The organism is Siccibacter colletis (assembly GCF_025914095.1).
Taxonomy (GTDB): domain Bacteria; phylum Pseudomonadota; class Gammaproteobacteria; order Enterobacterales; family Enterobacteriaceae; genus Siccibacter; species Siccibacter colletis.
The window spans coordinates 1360423-1378138 of record NZ_CP074352.1 but is presented as its reverse complement, the minus strand read 5'-3'; the positions used below and the strand labels follow the sequence as shown (position 1 = coordinate 1378138).

The 17716-nt window shown below is 56.0% G+C and carries 11 protein-coding genes; 5 read left to right on the top strand and 6 right to left on the bottom strand.

Annotation, left to right across the window (positions count from 1 at the left end; all coding sequences use genetic code 11):
• The first annotated feature begins 129 nt into the window (after nt 1-129).
• The 4 genes from ycaO (at nt 130) to pflA (ending at nt 6427) form a co-directional block, all read left to right on the top strand.
• Nucleotides 130-1893 (top strand): 30S ribosomal protein S12 methylthiotransferase accessory factor YcaO, encoded by a 1764-nt coding sequence (gene ycaO, locus KFZ77_RS06585; protein ID WP_031520211.1) that lies wholly within the window; start codon nt 130-132, stop codon nt 1891-1893.
• Nucleotides 1894-2294: 401 nt separating this feature from the next.
• Nucleotides 2295-3155: a formate transporter FocA gene (focA, locus tag KFZ77_RS06580; protein WP_031525242.1), complete on the top strand. Its 861-nt coding sequence runs from the start codon at nt 2295-2297 to the stop codon at nt 3153-3155.
• 44 nt (nt 3156-3199) lie between these two features.
• Nucleotides 3200-5482 carry a formate C-acetyltransferase gene (pflB, locus tag KFZ77_RS06575; RefSeq protein WP_031525239.1) on the top strand — a complete coding sequence of 761 codons (2283 nt, stop codon included), beginning with the start codon at nt 3200-3202 and terminating at the stop codon, nt 5480-5482.
• A gap of 204 nt (nt 5483-5686) precedes the next feature.
• Nucleotides 5687-6427: a pyruvate formate lyase 1-activating protein gene (gene pflA, locus KFZ77_RS06570; RefSeq protein ID WP_264385790.1), complete on the top strand. Its 741-nt coding sequence runs from the start codon at nt 5687-5689 to the stop codon at nt 6425-6427.
• A 63-nt stretch (nt 6428-6490) separates the two neighbouring features.
• On the opposite strand, the gene KFZ77_RS06565 is transcribed toward pflA, so the two are convergent.
• From KFZ77_RS06565 to lrp, 6 genes are all read right to left on the bottom strand, one after another.
• Nucleotides 6491-7639 carry an MFS transporter gene (locus KFZ77_RS06565; RefSeq protein ID WP_031525234.1) on the bottom strand — a complete coding sequence of 383 codons (1149 nt, stop codon included), beginning with the start codon at nt 7637-7639 and terminating at the stop codon, nt 6491-6493.
• A gap of 316 nt (nt 7640-7955) precedes the next feature.
• The gene (serS, locus tag KFZ77_RS06560; protein WP_264385789.1) at nt 7956-9248 is read right to left on the bottom strand and encodes a serine--tRNA ligase; all 1293 of its coding nucleotides are present in this window, start codon (nt 9246-9248) and stop codon (nt 7956-7958) included.
• A gap of 188 nt (nt 9249-9436) precedes the next feature.
• Entirely contained in the window at nt 9437-10780 is a 1344-nt protein-coding gene (gene rarA / locus KFZ77_RS06555; RefSeq protein WP_264385788.1) for a replication-associated recombination protein RarA, read from the bottom strand.
• Nucleotides 10781-10788: 8 nt separating this feature from the next.
• Nucleotides 10789-11400, bottom strand: coding sequence for an outer membrane lipoprotein chaperone LolA (gene lolA, locus KFZ77_RS06550; protein ID WP_031525229.1), 612 nt, complete (start codon nt 11398-11400; stop codon nt 10789-10791).
• A 134-nt stretch (nt 11401-11534) separates the two neighbouring features.
• Complete coding sequence (locus KFZ77_RS06545; RefSeq protein ID WP_264385787.1) at nt 11535-15548, bottom strand: DNA translocase FtsK 4TM domain-containing protein; 4014 nt, start codon at nt 15546-15548, stop codon at nt 11535-11537.
• A 120-nt stretch (nt 15549-15668) separates the two neighbouring features.
• Complete coding sequence (lrp, locus tag KFZ77_RS06540) at nt 15669-16163, bottom strand: leucine-responsive transcriptional regulator Lrp (protein WP_000228469.1); 495 nt, start codon at nt 16161-16163, stop codon at nt 15669-15671.
• Between the two features lie 485 nt (nt 16164-16648).
• On the opposite strand from lrp, the gene trxB reads away from it, so the two are divergent.
• Nucleotides 16649-17617, top strand: a complete 969-nt coding sequence (trxB, locus tag KFZ77_RS06535) for a thioredoxin-disulfide reductase (protein ID WP_031525222.1) — start codon at nt 16649-16651, stop codon at nt 17615-17617.
• The last annotated feature ends 99 nt before the right edge of the window (nt 17618-17716 follow it).

The following is a 17716-nucleotide window of genomic DNA, read 5'->3' as shown; positions in this document are numbered from 1 at the left end:
ATTACAGTAGGTTATTCAGCTTAATAATAGCCTGAAGATTTATTTTCGCCTGTACGGCCGGGAGGATAGCGCCTGTCAGCTAAAACCCGTATCATTGCGCACTTTGCGTACGACTAAAGTGAAACCCTCATGAATCAAACTTTCATCCCTGGCAAAGATGCCGCCCTGGAAGACTCCATAGCTCGCTTTCAGCAACAGCTGAGCGATCTCGGTTTCAACATTGAAGAGGCGTCCTGGCTGAACCCGGTGCCGAACGTCTGGTCGGTTCATATTCGCGATAAAGAGTGCGCCTTGTGCTTTACCAATGGTAAAGGCGCAACCAAAAAAGCGGCGCTGGCTTCAGCGCTGGGCGAATACTTTGAGCGTCTTTCCACTAACTATTTCTTTGCTGATTTCTGGCTGGGCGACGCCATCGCCAATGGCCCGTTCGTGCACTACCCGAACGAGAAATGGTTCCCGCTGACCGAGGATGATTCACTGCCCGAGGGGATCCTCGACGCCCGTCTGCGTGCGTTTTACGATCCGGAGAACGAGCTGGCTGCCAGCATGCTGATCGACCTGCAGTCCGGAAATGAAGAGCGTGGCATCTGCGCCCTGCCCTTCACCCGTCAGTCTGACGAGCAGACCGTCTATATTCCGATGAACATCGTCGGTAATCTCTACGTCTCTAACGGCATGTCGGCGGGCAACACCCGCAATGAAGCGCGCGTGCAGGGGTTATCTGAAGTATTCGAACGCCACATCAAAAACCGCATTATCGCGGAAAGCATCAGCCTGCCGGAAATTCCGCAGGAGGTGCTGGCGCGCTATCCGGGCGTGGTAGAAGCCATTGCGAAGCTCGAAGCGGAAGGCTTCCCGATTTTTGCCTACGACGGCTCGCTGGGCGGCAAATACCCGGTGATCTGCGTGGTGCTGTTCAATCCGGCAAACGGCACCTGTTTCGCTTCTTTCGGTGCTCACCCGGACTTCGGCGTGGCGCTTGAGCGTACCGTTACCGAACTGCTGCAGGGCCGCGGTCTGAAAGACCTCGACGTCTTCACTCCGCCCACCTTCGATGACGAAGAAGTGGCTGAGCACGCCAACCTGGAAACCCACTTTATCGACTCCAGCGGTCTTATCTCCTGGGATCTGTTTAAGCAGGACGCCGACTATACGTTCGTGGACTGGAGCTTTGCCGGCACCACCGAACAAGAGTTCGCGACCCTGATGGCGATCTTCAAAAGTGAAGATAAAGAAGTCTATATCGCCGACTATCAGCATCTGGACGTGTACGCCTGCCGTATCATCGTTCCGGGCATGTCTGATATCTATCCGGCGGAAGATCTGTGGCTGGCAAACAACAGTATGGGTGCGCACCTGCGCGAAACGCTGCTTTCTCTGCCGGGAAGCGAGTGGGAAAAAGAGGACTACCTCAATCTCATTGCCCAGCTGGATGAAGAAGGCCATGACGACTTTACCCGCGTGCGCGAGCTGCTGGGCATTGCTACCGGAAAAGACAACGGCTGGTTTACCCTGCGCATCGGCGAGCTGAAAGCGATGCTGGCGCTGGCGGGCGGCGACCTCGATCAGGCGCTGATCTGGACTGAGTGGACCATGGAGTTCAACGCCTCGCTGTTCAGCCCGGCGCGTGCCAACTACTATCGCTGCCTCCAGACGCTGCTGTTGCTGGCGATGGAAGATGAGCGCGATCCGCTGCAGTACCATCACGCGTTTGTACGCATGTACGGTGCTGACGCGGTCGAAGCGGCAAGCGCGGCCATCAGCGGTGAAGAGCCGTTCTATGGCCTGCAGCCAGCCGACGGCTCGCTGGAAGCCTTCCCGGCGCATCAGGCACTGTTGGCGGCCTACGAAAAATTACAGCGCGCCAAAGCGGCATACTGGAAAACAAACTAAGCGGTAATTAAATAACGTTAATTTCCGTTCATGTTAACGCATCATCAAGGGGCAAAATGTTGCCCCTTTTTTATTAATAAAAATGAAACTAATCTGGTTTGTAATAGATAAGTTAAATGATGGTTGTTGATATTTATTTTATTAGGCTAAATTGCAACTTTCAGTCGTGAATACTCCATTCTAATTAACCAGAACAGACGTATCAAAAGCTATTAATTCAACTCATTTTGTAAATATTAAAATTTATTTTTTATTTATATTACAATTAGTTATCCGAAAAATTACCTATAACCCCACCTGATAAAGGGCTATAAATCTGGCGCTTTATGATCCAAGTCAAATTTTGCCCTATAATGCTTTGTTAGTATCTTCATGCCGACTTAATAAAAGAGAGAGTTAGTGTGAAAGCTGACAACCCTTTTGATCTTTTACTTCCAGCTGCCATGGCAAAAGTTGCCGAAGAAGCGGGAGTTTATAAAGCAACGAAGCATCCGCTGAAAACCTTTTATCTGGCGATTACCGCGGGCGTCTTCATCTCCATAGCCTTTGTTTTTTATATCACGGCCACAACCGGCACTGCCGCAATGCCTTTCGGGATTGCAAAGCTGATTGGCGGCATCTGTTTTTCCCTTGGTTTGATTTTATGCGTTATCTGCGGCGCGGATCTCTTTACCTCAACGGTGTTGATTGTGGTGGCGAAAGCCAGCGGTCGTATCACCTGGGGCCAACTGGGTCGCAACTGGCTTAACGTTTATGTGGGCAACCTGATTGGCGCGCTGCTGTTCGTGCTGCTGATGTGGTTATCCGGCGAGTATATGACGGCCAATGGCGGCTGGGGGATGAACGTCCTGCAGACCGCGGATCACAAGCTACACCATACCTTTATTGAGGCAGTCAGCCTCGGTATCCTGGCGAACCTGATGGTGTGCCTTGCGGTATGGATGAGCTACTCCGGTCGTAGCCTGGTCGACAAAGCATTTATTATGGTCTTGCCAGTGGGCATGTTTGTTGCCAGCGGCTTTGAGCACAGCATCGCAAACATGTTCATGATCCCGATGGGCATCGTGATCCGCCACTTTGCAAGCCCGGAGTTCTGGAGCGCGGTTGGCTCTTCTCCGGAAAGTTTTCCTCATCTGACTATCATGAACTTTATTACCGACAATCTGATACCGGTGACTATCGGCAACATTATCGGCGGCGGTTTGTTAGTTGGGTTGACGTACTGGGTAATTTACCTGCGTGGCGACGATCAACACCGTTAATGTCGCGCAGTAATAAGAAATCCACTTAAGAAGGTAGGTGTTACATGTCCGAGCTTAATGAAAAATTGGCCACAGCCTGGGAAGGTTTTGCGAAAGGCGACTGGCAGAATGAAGTAAACGTCCGTGACTTCATCCAGAAAAACTACACCCCGTATGAGGGCGATGAATCCTTCCTGGCCGGTGCAACCGAGGCAACCACTACCCTGTGGGACAGCGTAATGGAAGGCGTGAAGCTGGAAAACCGCACTCACGCCCCGGTAGACTTCGACACTGACCTCGCCTCCACCATCACCTCTCACGACGCGGGTTATATCAACAAGAAGCTGGAAAAAATTGTTGGTCTGCAGACCGATGCGCCGCTGAAACGCGCCATCATCCCGTTCGGCGGCATCAAAATGGTCGAAGGCTCCTGCAAAGCGTATAACCGCGAGCTGGACCCGTCCCTGAAAAAAATCTTCACCGAATACCGTAAAACTCACAACCAGGGCGTGTTTGACGTTTACACCAAAGACATCCTGAACTGCCGTAAGTCTGGCGTGCTGACCGGCCTGCCGGATGCCTATGGCCGTGGCCGTATCATCGGTGACTACCGTCGCGTGGCGCTGTACGGTATCGACTTCCTGATGAAAGACAAATACGCCCAGTTCCAGTCCCTGCAGGAAAAACTGGAAAACGGCGAAGATCTGGAAGCAACTATCCGTCTGCGTGAAGAGATTGCCGAGCAGCATCGCGCGCTGGGCCAGATCAAAGAGATGGCTGCTAAATATGGCTGCGACATCTCCGGTCCGGCAACTACTGCGCAGGAAGCGGTACAGTGGACCTACTTCGGCTACCTGGCTGCGGTTAAATCTCAGAACGGTGCAGCGATGTCCTTCGGTCGCGTTTCCACCTTCCTCGACGTGTACATTGAACGCGACCTGAAAGCGGGCAAAATCACCGAGCAAGACGCACAGGAAATGATTGACCACCTGGTCATGAAACTGCGTATGGTGCGCTTCCTGCGTACGCCTGAGTACGATGAGCTGTTCTCCGGCGACCCGATCTGGGCAACCGAATCTATCGCCGGTATGGGCGTAGACGGCCGTACCCTGGTGACCAAAAACAGCTTCCGCTTCCTGAACACCCTATACACCATGGGGCCGTCTCCGGAGCCGAACATCACCATTCTGTGGTCTGAAAAACTGCCGCTGAGCTTCAAGAAATACGCCGCGAAAGTGTCCATCGATACCTCGTCTCTGCAGTACGAGAACGACGACCTGATGCGTCCAGACTTCAACAATGACGACTACGCTATCGCCTGCTGCGTAAGCCCGATGGTTGTGGGCAAACAGATGCAGTTCTTCGGTGCCCGCGCTAACCTCGCGAAAACCATGCTGTATGCTATCAACGGCGGCGTGGACGAAAAACTGAAAATGCAGGTGGGTCCGAAATCTGAACCAATCAAAGGCGATGTCCTGAACTTCGACGAAGTGATGGAACGCATGGATCACTTCATGGACTGGCTGGCTAAACAGTACGTCACCGCACTGAACATCATTCACTACATGCATGATAAATACAGCTACGAAGCGTCTCTTATGGCTCTGCACGACCGTGACGTGGTTCGCACCATGGCTTGCGGTATCGCGGGTCTGTCGGTTGCTGCCGACTCCCTGTCCGCTATCAAATACGCGAAAGTGAAACCGATTCGTGACGAAGATGGCCTGGCTATCGACTTCGAAATCGACGGTGAATACCCGCAGTTTGGTAACAACGATGCCCGCGTCGATGACATGGCGGTTGATCTGGTTGAACGTTTCATGAAGAAAATTCAGAAACTTACTACCTACCGCAACGCTATCCCGACCCAGTCTGTTCTGACCATCACCTCCAACGTGGTGTACGGTAAGAAAACCGGTAACACTCCGGATGGTCGTCGCGCCGGTGCGCCGTTCGGCCCGGGTGCTAACCCAATGCACGGTCGTGACCAGAAAGGTGCGGTTGCCTCTCTGACCTCAGTTGCGAAACTGCCGTTCGCCTACGCGAAAGATGGTATCTCCTATACCTTCTCCATCGTGCCGAACGCGCTGGGTAAAGACGACGAAGTGCGTAAAACCAACCTTGCCGGTCTGATGGATGGTTACTTCCACCATGAAGCCAGCATCGAAGGCGGTCAGCACCTCAACGTTAACGTCATGAACCGCGACATGCTGCTTGACGCGATGGAACACCCGGAAAAATATCCGCAGCTGACCATCCGCGTATCGGGTTATGCCGTGCGTTTCAACTCGCTGACTAAAGAGCAGCAGCAGGACGTTATCACCCGTACCTTCACTCAGACCCTGTAATTCACGGTCTGCCTGAAAAGGCGTACAATAAAGGCTCCACAACCGTGGGGCCTTTTTACCAACCCCTTCTCCATAGCCTGTTTTGCCAGTTATCTACAGTAATGGGTATCCGCCAAAACAGACTCGACACAACCTGTAGCCTCGGGCTAAGAGGCGTTGTGCATATACAAGGTCATGGACGGCCCTTCCTGGAGAACCACCGCAATGTCAGTTATTGGTCGCATACACTCATTCGAATCCTGTGGCACCGTCGATGGCCCCGGCATCCGCTTCATCACCTTCTTCCAGGGCTGCCTGATGCGCTGCCTCTACTGCCACAACCGTGATACCTGGGACACCCACGGCGGTACCGAAATCACCGTGGAAGAACTCATGAAAGAGGTGGTAACCTACCGCCACTTTATGAACGCATCCGGCGGCGGCGTGACCGCGTCCGGGGGCGAAGCCATCCTGCAGGCCGAGTTTGTGCGCGACTGGTTCCGCGCCTGCCGTCAGGAGGGTATTCATACCTGCCTCGACACCAACGGATTTGTCCGCCGCTACGATCCGGTTATCGATGAGCTGCTGGAGGTTACCGACCTGGTAATGCTCGATCTAAAGCAGATCAATGATGAGATCCACCAGAATCTGGTGGGCGTCTCCAACCAGCGCACGCTGGAGTTCGCGAAGTATCTCTCTAAGAAAAATATCCGCGTCTGGATCCGTTATGTGGTGGTGCCGGGCTGGTCAGATGATGATGATTCCGCACATCGCCTTGGCGAGTTCACCCGTGATATGGGCAACGTCGAAAAAATCGAGCTGCTGCCCTATCACGAGCTGGGCAAACATAAATGGGTGGCGATGGGCGAAGAGTACAAGCTTGACGGCGTAAAACCACCGAAAAAAGAGACGATGGAGCGCGTGAAAGACATCCTTGAGCAGTACGGTCACAAAGTAATGTACTAAGCGCTCCGCGTAATAAAAAAGCCTGTCATCGACAGGCTTTTTTTCGTTGGCGCAAAACATTCGTTACGCGTGAGCCACCGGGGTCGGATGCTCACCGGCTTTACGCAGCAGCATCAGCAGGTAGATAAACGACACGCTGGCGATCATGATGAAAAGCAGGTTGTCAGAGTAATTCTGCATCAGCATGGCGGTAAAGGTCGGCCCCAGCAGGCTGCCGATGGTGTAGCTCAGCAGCAGCGCCTGGTTCATGGCGACCAGCTGATGATGTTCAACTTTTTCGCAGGCCCAGGCCATCGCCACCGGATAGAGCGTAAAGCCCGCAGCGCCAAGGATAAACAGCGCCGGCCCCATCGCCGCATTGCTGAGCATTGCCATACAGCCCATGATCACCACGAAGACCTGGACACGTAGCACCAGCAGACGTCCGAAACGATCTGCCAGACGACCAATCGGCCACTGCCCGACGATACCGGCGCTCACCATCACCGCCATCCAGAAACCAATGCCGGAATCGCTGAACCCCTGATGATTGAGATAAAGCGGCATCAGCCCATACAGTGAGCCCAGCACAATTCCGGAAATGATGCAGCCGTTAACCCCGAGACGCGCCTGGCGCAGACGCAGCATCGGCCAGATCTGTACCGCGTCCTGATGTTCGCTGTGTTCGTTAACGATACGCGTAAACAGCAGCGGCAGAATGGCGGCCAGCACCAGGCCCGTTACCCACGGCAGCACGTCCATCAGACCGGTCGGGGCTTTGCTGACCAGCAGCTGGCCCAGCACCGTACCAACGTAGTAGACCATCATATATGCGGCCAGCAGGCGTCCACGGTTGCGCGAGGTGCCGCTGCACATCAATGCGCTCTCCACCACGACCCAAATCATGGCGCAGCCGACGCCAGCGATGAAGCGCCAGGCCAGCCAGCTCCAGAACCCCACAGTAATCCCCAGCCCAACGCAGCCTGCGGCAAAAATCGCCGAAGCAATGTAGTAGCTGTAATTAAACCCGAAGCGCTTAATCAGCGCGCCGGTTAACAGCGTGCCGAGCAGATTGCCGGTGAAATAAGAGGAGCTGACCATCCCCACCTGCCATGTCGGCAGATTTTCATGAGCGAGCCAGAGCGGTACCAGGGTGTTTAGCACCGCGATAGCAAGGGTCAACAAAAGCAGGCCACAGAGCAAAAGCAGCACTGGCCGGGTGTATGTGGTCATGGATAAAAACCGTGAGGAGAGTCAGAATTCGTGCGCATCATGCCACCGCCAAAAACATTGTCAATCCGCCAGAAATCACGCCTGAGGCGTTTTTCTGCTTCACGATTCGATTCATTCATCCTCGTAACGAAGCGCCAGCACAGCGTTACGTTTATCTTATTGATTACATGAATTTTTAAGCGGCAGAGGATGCCAGATATCAGTTGAAAAATTTCATCAATCTTTCAGCGTCTGATAAAGCGATACCAACAGGAAAAGGGCGAGAGATGAAGGGATAACAGGGAAAAGAAAAAGCGCCCGCAGGCGCTTTTTACGATTAACCGATGAACTCAAGCCCTTTCATATAAGGGCGCAGCACGTCGGGGATCTGGATACGGCCATCAGCCTGCTGGTAGTTTTCCAGCACCGCCACTAGAGTACGCCCCACCGCCAGGCCGGAGCCGTTCAGGGTGTGCATCAGGCGCGGCTTCTTATCAGCCTTGCTGCGGCAGCGAGCCTGCATGCGGCGCGCCTGGAAATCCCCTACGTTAGAGCAGGAGGAGATTTCACGGTAGGTGTCCTGCGCCGGTACCCAGACTTCAAGATCGTACGTTTTGCAGGCGCCGAAGCCCATATCGCCGGTGCACAGCAGCACTTTACGATACGGCAGACCGAGCAGCTGCAGGACTTTCTCTGCATGGCCGGTCATCTCTTCCAGCGCATCCATGGAGTCTTCCGGACGCACGATCTGCACCATCTCTACTTTATCGAACTGGTGCATGCGGATCAGGCCGCGGGTATCACGCCCGTAGGATCCCGCTTCAGAGCGGAAGCACGGCGAATGCGCGGTAAACTTCAACGGCAGCGACTCTTCGTCAACGATCTCGTCGCGCACGAGGTTAGTCAGCGGCACTTCAGCGGTTGGGATCAGCGCGTAATTGCTGCTGTCGGACTCTTCTTCCAGCGGACGCGTGTGGAACAGATCGCCGGCAAATTTCGGCAGCTGGCCAGTACCGTACAGGGTGTCGTGGTTAACCAGATACGGAACGTAGGTTTCGCTGTAGCCGTGCTGTTCGGTGTGCAGATCGAGCATGAACTGCGCCAGAGCGCGATGCAGATGGGCAATCTGCCCTTTCATTACCACGAAACGAGAGCCGGTCAGTTTTACGGCGGCGGCAAAATCCAGCCCGCTGTGCATCTCACCGAGGGTAACGTGATCGCGCACGTCGAAGTCAAACTTGCGTGGGGTGCCCCAGCGGCTAACTTCAACGTTGTCATGTTCGTCTTTACCTGGCGGTACGCTGTCGTCCGGCAGGTTGGGGATCGCCAGTGCAATCTCGCGGATGTCCGCCTGCAGGGTTTCCAGCTCCGCTTTCGCGGCATCGAGCTCTTCACCCAGCTTGTTCACTTCCAGACGAAGTGGCTCAATATCCTCGCCGCGCGCTTTCGCCTGGCCGATGGATTTCGATCGTGCGTTGCGCTCCGCCTGCAGATTCTCGGTGTTCACCTGAAGAACCTTGCGACGCTCTTCAAGAGCGCGCAGCTTATCTACGTCCAGCTTAAAGCCCCGGCGTGCCAGTTTTTCAGCGACTGCGTCTGGCTCGGTACGCAGCAGATTGGGATCGAGCATGCTTATCCTGTGCTTATCGAATAAAAGTGAATATGGCCACAGCCTGCGGCCATACAAATGATTGAGTTACGTGTCATCTTCGGGCTGAATGGTTAGCATCCCACGCCGGTTAAGACGCTGATAATCAGGGATACACCGGGAGCAGCGCCGATGAGCGCGCGTCCGGTAACCTTACCGCAAGGCCTGCGCTAACGGTAGCGTTTTGTGGGGCTTTTCTGATCCTGTTCAGCAAGCCAGGCGAGCTTTTCGCCAATTTTGCCTTCAAGACCCCGGTTTGTCGGGCGATAGTAGCGCGTTTGTGCCATTTCAGCGGGGAAATAGTCTTCGCCAGCGGCATAGGCGTTTGGCTCATCATGCGCGTAGCGGTACTCATCGCCATAGCCCATCTCTTTCATTAGCTTCGTCGGCGCATTTCGCAGGTGCACAGGCACATCGTAATCCGGCCGGTCCCGCGCGTCGCGCAGAGCTGCTTTAAAAGCGGTATAGACAGCATTACTTTTTGGGGCACAGGCGAGGTAGACAATCGCCTGCGCAATCGCCCGCTCGCCTTCTGCCGGGCCAACCCGGGTAAAGCAGTCCCAGGCGGAAATCGCTACCTGCATCGCACGGGGGTCGGCGTTGCCGACGTCTTCCGAGGCGATCGCCAGACAGCGGCGCGCCACGTAGAGCGGATCGCCACCGGCGGAGATAATGCGGGCGTACCAGTAGAGCGCGGCATCGGGAGCCGAGCCGCGTACCGATTTATGCAGGGCGGAGATCAGATCGTAGAAACGGTCGCCTTTATTATCGAAACGGGCGCTGCGCTCGCCGGCAATTTCCGTCAGCAAAGCCGGGAGCAGCACGCGCTTGCCACTGTCGTCGGTTTCCGCCATGTCCGCCATCATTTCCAGCGTGTTCAGCGCCCGGCGCGCATCGCCGTTGACCAGCTCAGCGATAGCCAGCCGCGTCTCATCCGGCAGCACGATATCCTGACCGCCGTAGCCGCGCTCTTTATCGTTCATCGCCTGATCCAGCACCTGCTCAATATCCTGCGTGGTAAGTGATTTCAGCAGGTAGACGCGCGCCCGTGAAAGCAGCGCCGAGTTCAGCTCGAATGAGGGGTTTTCGGTGGTCGCGCCAATGAAGGTGATAGTGCCGTCTTCAATATGCGGCAGGAATGCGTCCTGCTGGCTTTTGTTGAAGCGGTGCACTTCGTCGACAAACAGAATGGTGCGGCGACCGGCATTGCGGCTCTGACGCGCGCGCTCAATGGCTTCGCGGATCTCTTTCACCCCGGAGGTCACCGCGGAAATGCGCTCCACGTCGGCATCGGCATAACGGGCGATCACTTCCGCCAGCGTGGTTTTCCCGGTGCCAGGCGGCCCCCAGAGGATCATCGAATGGAGATGCCCTGCTTCGATTGCGCGCGGCAAAGGCTTACCCGGAGCCAGCAGATGCTGTTGCCCGATGTACTGCGCTAAATTTTCTGGCCGCATACGCGCGGCCAGAGGTTGAAAAGTATTGTCGGAAAAATCGAGCGTCAGGTTGCCCACTCAGACCTCTACTTACGTTGATCGTCCACTGTTACGCCCTGCGGCGGGGTAAACGTAAATTTGCTCGCGTCTACGGCGCCGTTCTGCTGGGCTTTCAGCGTATAGCTGCTGCGCTGATCGTCCTGCTCTACGGCGCTGAACTGATTGATGGTGCCGTTGCTGCTCACGTTAATGGTGAACTGCTTCAGGTTACCGCTGCCGGATTTCGGCGTCAGAACAAAGTCATCACCGTTTTGTTTGATGTTGTACTGCTGCCAGTCGCTGCTCTGGTTACGGGCGATCAGCATGAACGGCGTATTGCCGGTGGCGTCTTTCAGCCAGGTGGCGCTCGCCTGCTCAACAAACGGGTTATAGAACCACAGCGTTTTACCATCAGAGATCAGTACGCTCTCATCGGGCTGGGTCATGTGCCAGTTGAACAGGTTCGGGCGTTTCACCCATAAATCGCCCTGTCCTTCCTGTACCGCCGCGCCGCTGCCGTCGGTGACCTTCTGGGTGAAGCTGGCGTGGAAGCTGCCAACTTTATCAAGACGGCTTTTCAGGTCGCTTGCCGCATCTGCCCAGACGCTGGTGGCGACGAAACCGGAAAGCAGTGCGCAGGTCATTACCAGGTTTTTCATTGTTATTCTCCAGTGTTTAACGACCCTGTCGCGGGCCTTCTGTCGGAAACTGTAGACCGTCATGGCCATCGTTCGACAGGAGAAAAGACTGATTTTTCGATTGCTTACCCTTCTTTGCAAAAGGGTAAGCGGCATTATTCAAACGGTGGCGGGGCCAGTACTTCGCGGTTGCCGTTGTGGCCCTGCTCGCTGACGATGCCCTGATTTTCCATCTGTTCGATGATGCGTGCCGCACGGTTGTAACCGATGCGGAACTGACGCTGAACGCCGGAAATGGACGCCTTACGTTTCTCGACCACGAATGCCACGGCCTGATCGAACAGGGCATCAAGCTCTTCACCGCTGTCGAAACCACCGCCGCCGCCTTCGCTATCGCTGTCGGAGGTGATGCCGTCAACATATTGCGGACGTCCGCGCGCTTTCCAGTCCTGCACCACGGCATGTACTTCTTCATCCCGAACAAACGCGCCGTGTACGCGCACCGGCATGGTGGAGTTCGGGCCTGAGAACAGCATGTCACCCATTCCGAGCAGCGATTCAGCACCGCCCTGGTCAAGAATCGTGCGGGAGTCGATTTTGCTCGATACGGTAAAGGCGATACGGGTCGGGATATTCGCTTTGATCAGACCGGTAATAACATCCACCGACGGACGCTGGGTCGCCAGCACCAGGTGAATACCGGCGGCACGCGCTTTCTGCGCCAGGCGGGCAATCAGTTCTTCAACTTTCTTGCCCACTGTCATCATCAGATCGGCGAACTCATCCACCATCACCACGATGTATGGCAGCTTCTGCAGCACCGGATGTTCGGCATCCATGCTGTCACCCGGCTTCCAGTAAGGATCAGGGATCGGGCGGCCCATGCGCTCGGCTTCGAGGATCTTCTCGTTATAGCCCGCAAGGTTACGCACGCCGAGGGCAGACATCAGCTTGTAGCGGCGCTCCATCTCATTCACGCTCCAGCGCAGAGCATTGGCCGCGTCTTTCATATCGGTAACCACTTCGGTTAACAGATGCGGAATGCCTTCATAGACCGACAGTTCAAGCATTTTCGGGTCGATCATGATAAAGCGCACCTCTTCCGGAGTCGCTTTATAGAGCATGCTGAGGATCATGGCATTGACCCCCACCGATTTACCCGAGCCGGTAGTCCCTGCCACTAGCAGGTGCGGCATTTTCGCCAGATCGGCTACTACCGGATCGCCGGCGATATCTTTACCCAGCACCACCGACAGCGGCGATGGACTTTCGGTGAACTTCGGACAGTCGAGAACCTCACGCAGGTAGACGGTCTGGCGCTTCTTGTTCGGCAGCTCCAGCCCGACGTAAGGTTTGCCAGGGATCACTTCCACCACACGCACCGCCACGGTAGAGAGCGAGCGAGCCAGATCCCGGGACAGGTTAGATATGCGCGCCGCTTTGACGCCCGGGGCCAGATTCAGTTCGAAACGGGTAATCACCGGCCCCGGCGAGTAGTTCACCACGTCAGCTTTAATGCGGAAGTCCGCCAGACGCGCTTCAACCAGGCGCGCCATCTGCTGCAGTGCAAAGCTGTCAACCGGTTCCACTTCGGACGGCGGCGAGGTCAGCAGATCCAGCGACGGCAACGGCGTGCTCGGCTTGTGCACCGGGCGGTCATCGCCGTTGCGCATCAGCAGCGGATGGATCAGGCTTTCGCGCGGCTGAGCGGCGTGCTGCGGTGGCGGTGCATACTGCGGTTGCGGTACTGGTTGCTGCGGCTGCGCGTATTGTGGTTGCTGCACCGGCTGCTGCGGCTGTACGTATTGTGGTTGCTGCACCGGTTGCTGCGGCTGTGCGTACTGCGGCTGCTGTACTGGCTGCTGCGGCTGTGCGTATTGTGGTTGCTGCACTGGCGGCGGCTGCGGCGGTGCGTACTGCGGTTGCGGTACTGGTTGCTGCGGCTGCGCGTATTGTGGTTGCTGCACCGGCTGCTGCGGCTGTGCGTATTGTGGTTGCTGCACTGGCTGCGGGGGCGGTGTGTACTGCGGGGTGTCATCCGCATCCGGCATAAACAGCGGGGCAGAAGGCGCGCTGTCGGTCAGTTTTTTCAGACCCGCGTAATCCTCGTCGTCCGCGTGACCTGCATGAGAAGTTGGATGCGCTTCATAACGTTGCTGCTGCTGGCTGGCGAACTGTCGCGCCAGCTCGGCCTGCTCAGCGGCAAATTCCGCATCTTCATCGTGCGCCTGTGGCCCCGGTTCACCGTAGCGCTGGTGCTGCTGGGCGGCAAACTGACGGGCCAGTTCATCCTGCTGGAATACGTCGGCTTCTTCATCGCTGCCCGGCGCATGACGCTCTGCTTCACGCGACTTTTCTTCGGCCATGCGCTGCGATGGCAGTTTAATGCCATAGGAAGCCAGTTCACGACGGGTCGGTACCCGGACCGGATTAGGACGCGGGAGCTGAGGACCTACCCCTTCTTTTACTTGTGGACGCGGTGCGTCGCCCGCCAGCCCGAACACCGGGGTAAAGGCGGCGGCAGTCGCGGCAGCCTGAGCAGCACTTTGCGTGCCCGCAGCAACGGTGCCGGCGTCCGGCATGCCGATGCTGCCAGCGTCTGGCTGAGGTGCAGCTGGTGCGCTACCGACTTCATGCGCAGCGGCAGCGTGAGTCGATACCGGCTGTGCGGCAACCGGACGCGCAGGCGCTTGCTCATCCTGTGGCTCAGGGATCGGGCGATACCAGGCAGCGAGCTGTTCACGCTCGCGAGCACGCTGCGCCTCCACCTCTTCAAAATGCCACAGCGGTGGACGAGCTGGCTTGCTCTCTTCTGCTGGCTGCGCCTCCTGCAGGTCAGCCGCTGGCTGCGCGTAAGGCTGTTGGTATGGCTGTTCGTATGACGGCGCATCGTATGACTGCGCAGACGCAGGCGTCTGATAAGCGGGATCTGCGGCAGGCTGAGGGCGGTTATGCCACTCCTCTTCTGCCGGATGAGCCATGTGGAACGGCTGGAATGCATCGGCCGGTGCTGGCGCAACATAGCTGGCTGGCTCCGGGGCCACAGAAGGCTCCGGTGTATGTACGGTAGGGGCAGCCTGCCACTCTACCGGCGCAACCTGAGGTTGCGGCGCAGCGGTCACGGCAGATGCCTGAGGCATCACCGCTTCTACCGGAGCAGCAAAGGCATTGGATGCCGCCGCGGTGGCTGCACCTGCCGCGGCGATCGGCGCGGCGATGGAACGGCCGCTGAACAGCGGATCGTCCGGGTCAAGTTCAGGTTGTTGCAGGCTATGGCCAGAGAACAGTACGTCATCCGCATCGGCATCAACGCCGCGCGCGCTGAACAGCACGTCATCCGGGTCATCCATACGCTTACCGGAGAACAGCGCTTCGTCGGTTTTGCGCCCCATCGGATTGGCAAACTTTTCGGCCACGCGCTGCTTGCGTGCCAGCGCACCGCGCAGAATACGCGCCCGGCGCGACTCTTTTTTCTCAACCGGAAGATCGTCCTCTTCCTCATCGTCGTACTCGTCTTCTTCATACTCGTCGTCCTGCCAGGTGTCATCCCGGCGGGTACGGTTGCTGGCGAAGGTCAGTACGCTGAGCACGACGCTACCAATTTTTTCCGCGATGCTGACCCAGGACCAGCCGGTGAACAGCGTCAGGCCCGCCGCCCAGATGCAGAGCAGTGCAATGGTGCCGCCAGTACTGTTGAGCAGCGGCATCATAGCGGTACTCAACAGGCTGCCGATGACCCCGCCCGAGGCGAAGTACCAGATATCGTCGGCGTTGATGGCGGCCAGGCCACAGGAGGTCAGGATCAGCGCCAGCACGCCAATCAGACGCAGGGCAACAGCGAAATAGTCGATGTAATCTTCATTGGCGCGGTGGCAATACGCAAACCAGCAGCCGCCGACGATCATCACCGGTATGGTGTAGGCCATCACCCCGAAAATAAAGAACAGGGTATCGGCAAGCCAGGCGCCCGGCATACCACCGAGGTTGTGAATAGGCTCGTGCCACGCGGTTTGCGACCAGCTGGGATCGGACGGATTAAAACTGAGTAAGGCGGCCATCAGCCACACGGCAAACAGCGCCACAAGGATCAGCAACGCTTCTAAAACGCGGCGTCCGCTGCTTAATTTGGTCAGTGTTACTTCTTTGTCTTCAGTGTATTCCTGGCTCAAGACAGGCACTCCAGATCCGTGATGCTAAAATGGCAAACAGCGCCGGGTTGCCCCGGCACTGCTGCTGTATGGATTAACAGGAGTGTAATCAAAATACGGTGATTTTGCACCTGATCCGTCTTAGCGGGTCTTAATAACCAGACGATTACTCTGCTTCACTTCTTCCATCACCACGTAGGTGCGGGTGTCGTTTACGCCCGGCAGGCGCAGCAGGGTTTCGCCCAATAGCTTACGGTAGGCGGACATGTCCGGTACGCGGGTCTTCAACAGGTAGTCGAAATCACCGGATACCAGATGACACTCCTGAATTTCTTCAAGTTTTTGCACTGCAGCGTTGAACTGCTCAAACACATCCGGCGCACCGCGATTCAGAGTAATCTCAACGAACACCAGAAGGGAGGCATCCAGATAATGCGGATTCAGCAGCGCGGTATAGCCCTGAATGAATCCTTGTCTCTCCAGCCTGCGCACACGCTCAAGGCATGGCGTAGGGGAAAGCCCCACTCGTTTTGAAAGCTCGACGTTGGAAATGCGCCCATCCTTTTGCAGCTCATTCAGAATGTTACGATCGATACGGTCGAGATCTTTGCCAGGGCGCTTCTTGCTATCTACCATTATTATTGTCTCTCTGTATTCCTTCCCTACACCTGCCATTACCCTGTTCACATCACTGTTCAGGGTCTATTTTGAGAAGACCGGGGTGCCGGAAGGCGGTATCGATATCACGCATGGCGTCTGTCCACGCCATGCGTAGATGTCAATTACCCGGTAAAAATGCATTGTTCAGCGTGACGTTGCGCCACTCCCGGAGCAAATGCGCTTTTTCTTCATCGAATGTTTTCGCAAAAGCGCAGGGGATTGTCAAAGTAAAACATCGTTTTTTAGTAGAACGTGCCAGTAATTAGTAACCAGTAGCGATTATTCCTCATTTTACCCCCTGAATAGCGCTCTTTTTTCAGCGCAACTTGTTATGCCTGAATGGCTTATCCATTGGCTTACGCTATTACATGTATTGTTAACAAAATCGCTACGCCCTTTTTTTACCGTCACAAATTACCTACAATCCAGCCCATTGTTTGCCAATCAACAATGAGGATCTCATGGGCACGGCGAAACACAGTAAACTGTTAATTCTTGGCTCCGGCCCGGCGGGCTATACCGCTGCGGTCTATGCTGCGCGCGCAAACCTGAATCCGGTACTGATTACCGGTATGGAAAAAGGCGGTCAGCTGACCACAACCACCGAAGTCGAAAACTGGCCGGGCGACCCGCACGATCTGACTGGTCCGCTGTTGATGGAGCGCATGCACGAGCATGCCGCGAAGTTTGAAACGGAAATCCTGTTCGACCATATCACCCGCGTCGATCTGCAAAATCGTCCGTTCCGCCTGATCGGTGACAACGGCGAATACACCTGCGATGCGCTGATTATCGCCACCGGCGCCTCAGCCCGTTATCTGGGTCTGCCGTCTGAAGAAGCGTATAAAGGCCGCGGTGTTTCCGCCTGCGCCACCTGCGACGGATTCTTCTACCGCAACCAGAAAGTCGCGGTCATCGGCGGCGGTAACACCGCGGTGGAAGAAGCGCTGTACCTGGCGAATATCGCTTCGGAAGTGCATCTGATTCACCGTCGCGATAGCTTCCGCGCAGAGAAAATCCTGATTAAGCGTCTGATGGACAAAGTCGAAAGCGGCAATATCGTGCTGCACACCCACCGCACGCTGGAAGAGGTGACCGGCGATCAGATGGGCGTGTCAGGGCTGCGCCTTCGCGATACCGAAAACGCCGACAACGTGGAAACGCTGGAGGTAGCCGGTCTGTTTGTGGCTATCGGCCACAGCCCGAACACGGCGATTTTCGACGGTCAGCTGGAGCTGGAAAACGGCTACATCAAAGTGCAGTCCGGTATCCACGGTAATGCGACTCAGACCAGCATTCCTGGCGTGTTTGCCGCCGGCGACGTGATGGACCATATCTATCGTCAGGCGATCACCTCTGCGGGCACCGGCTGTATGGCGGCGCTCGACGCGGAACGCTATCTTGACGGTCTGGCGCAGGGCATCAAATAAGCGCTGTAAATAAAATACCCTTGTGAGTCAATCACAAGTAAAGAAGGCGACAATGTGTCGCCTTTCTTTTTGGCTCGTTGTAACATTCGGTGCAAATTC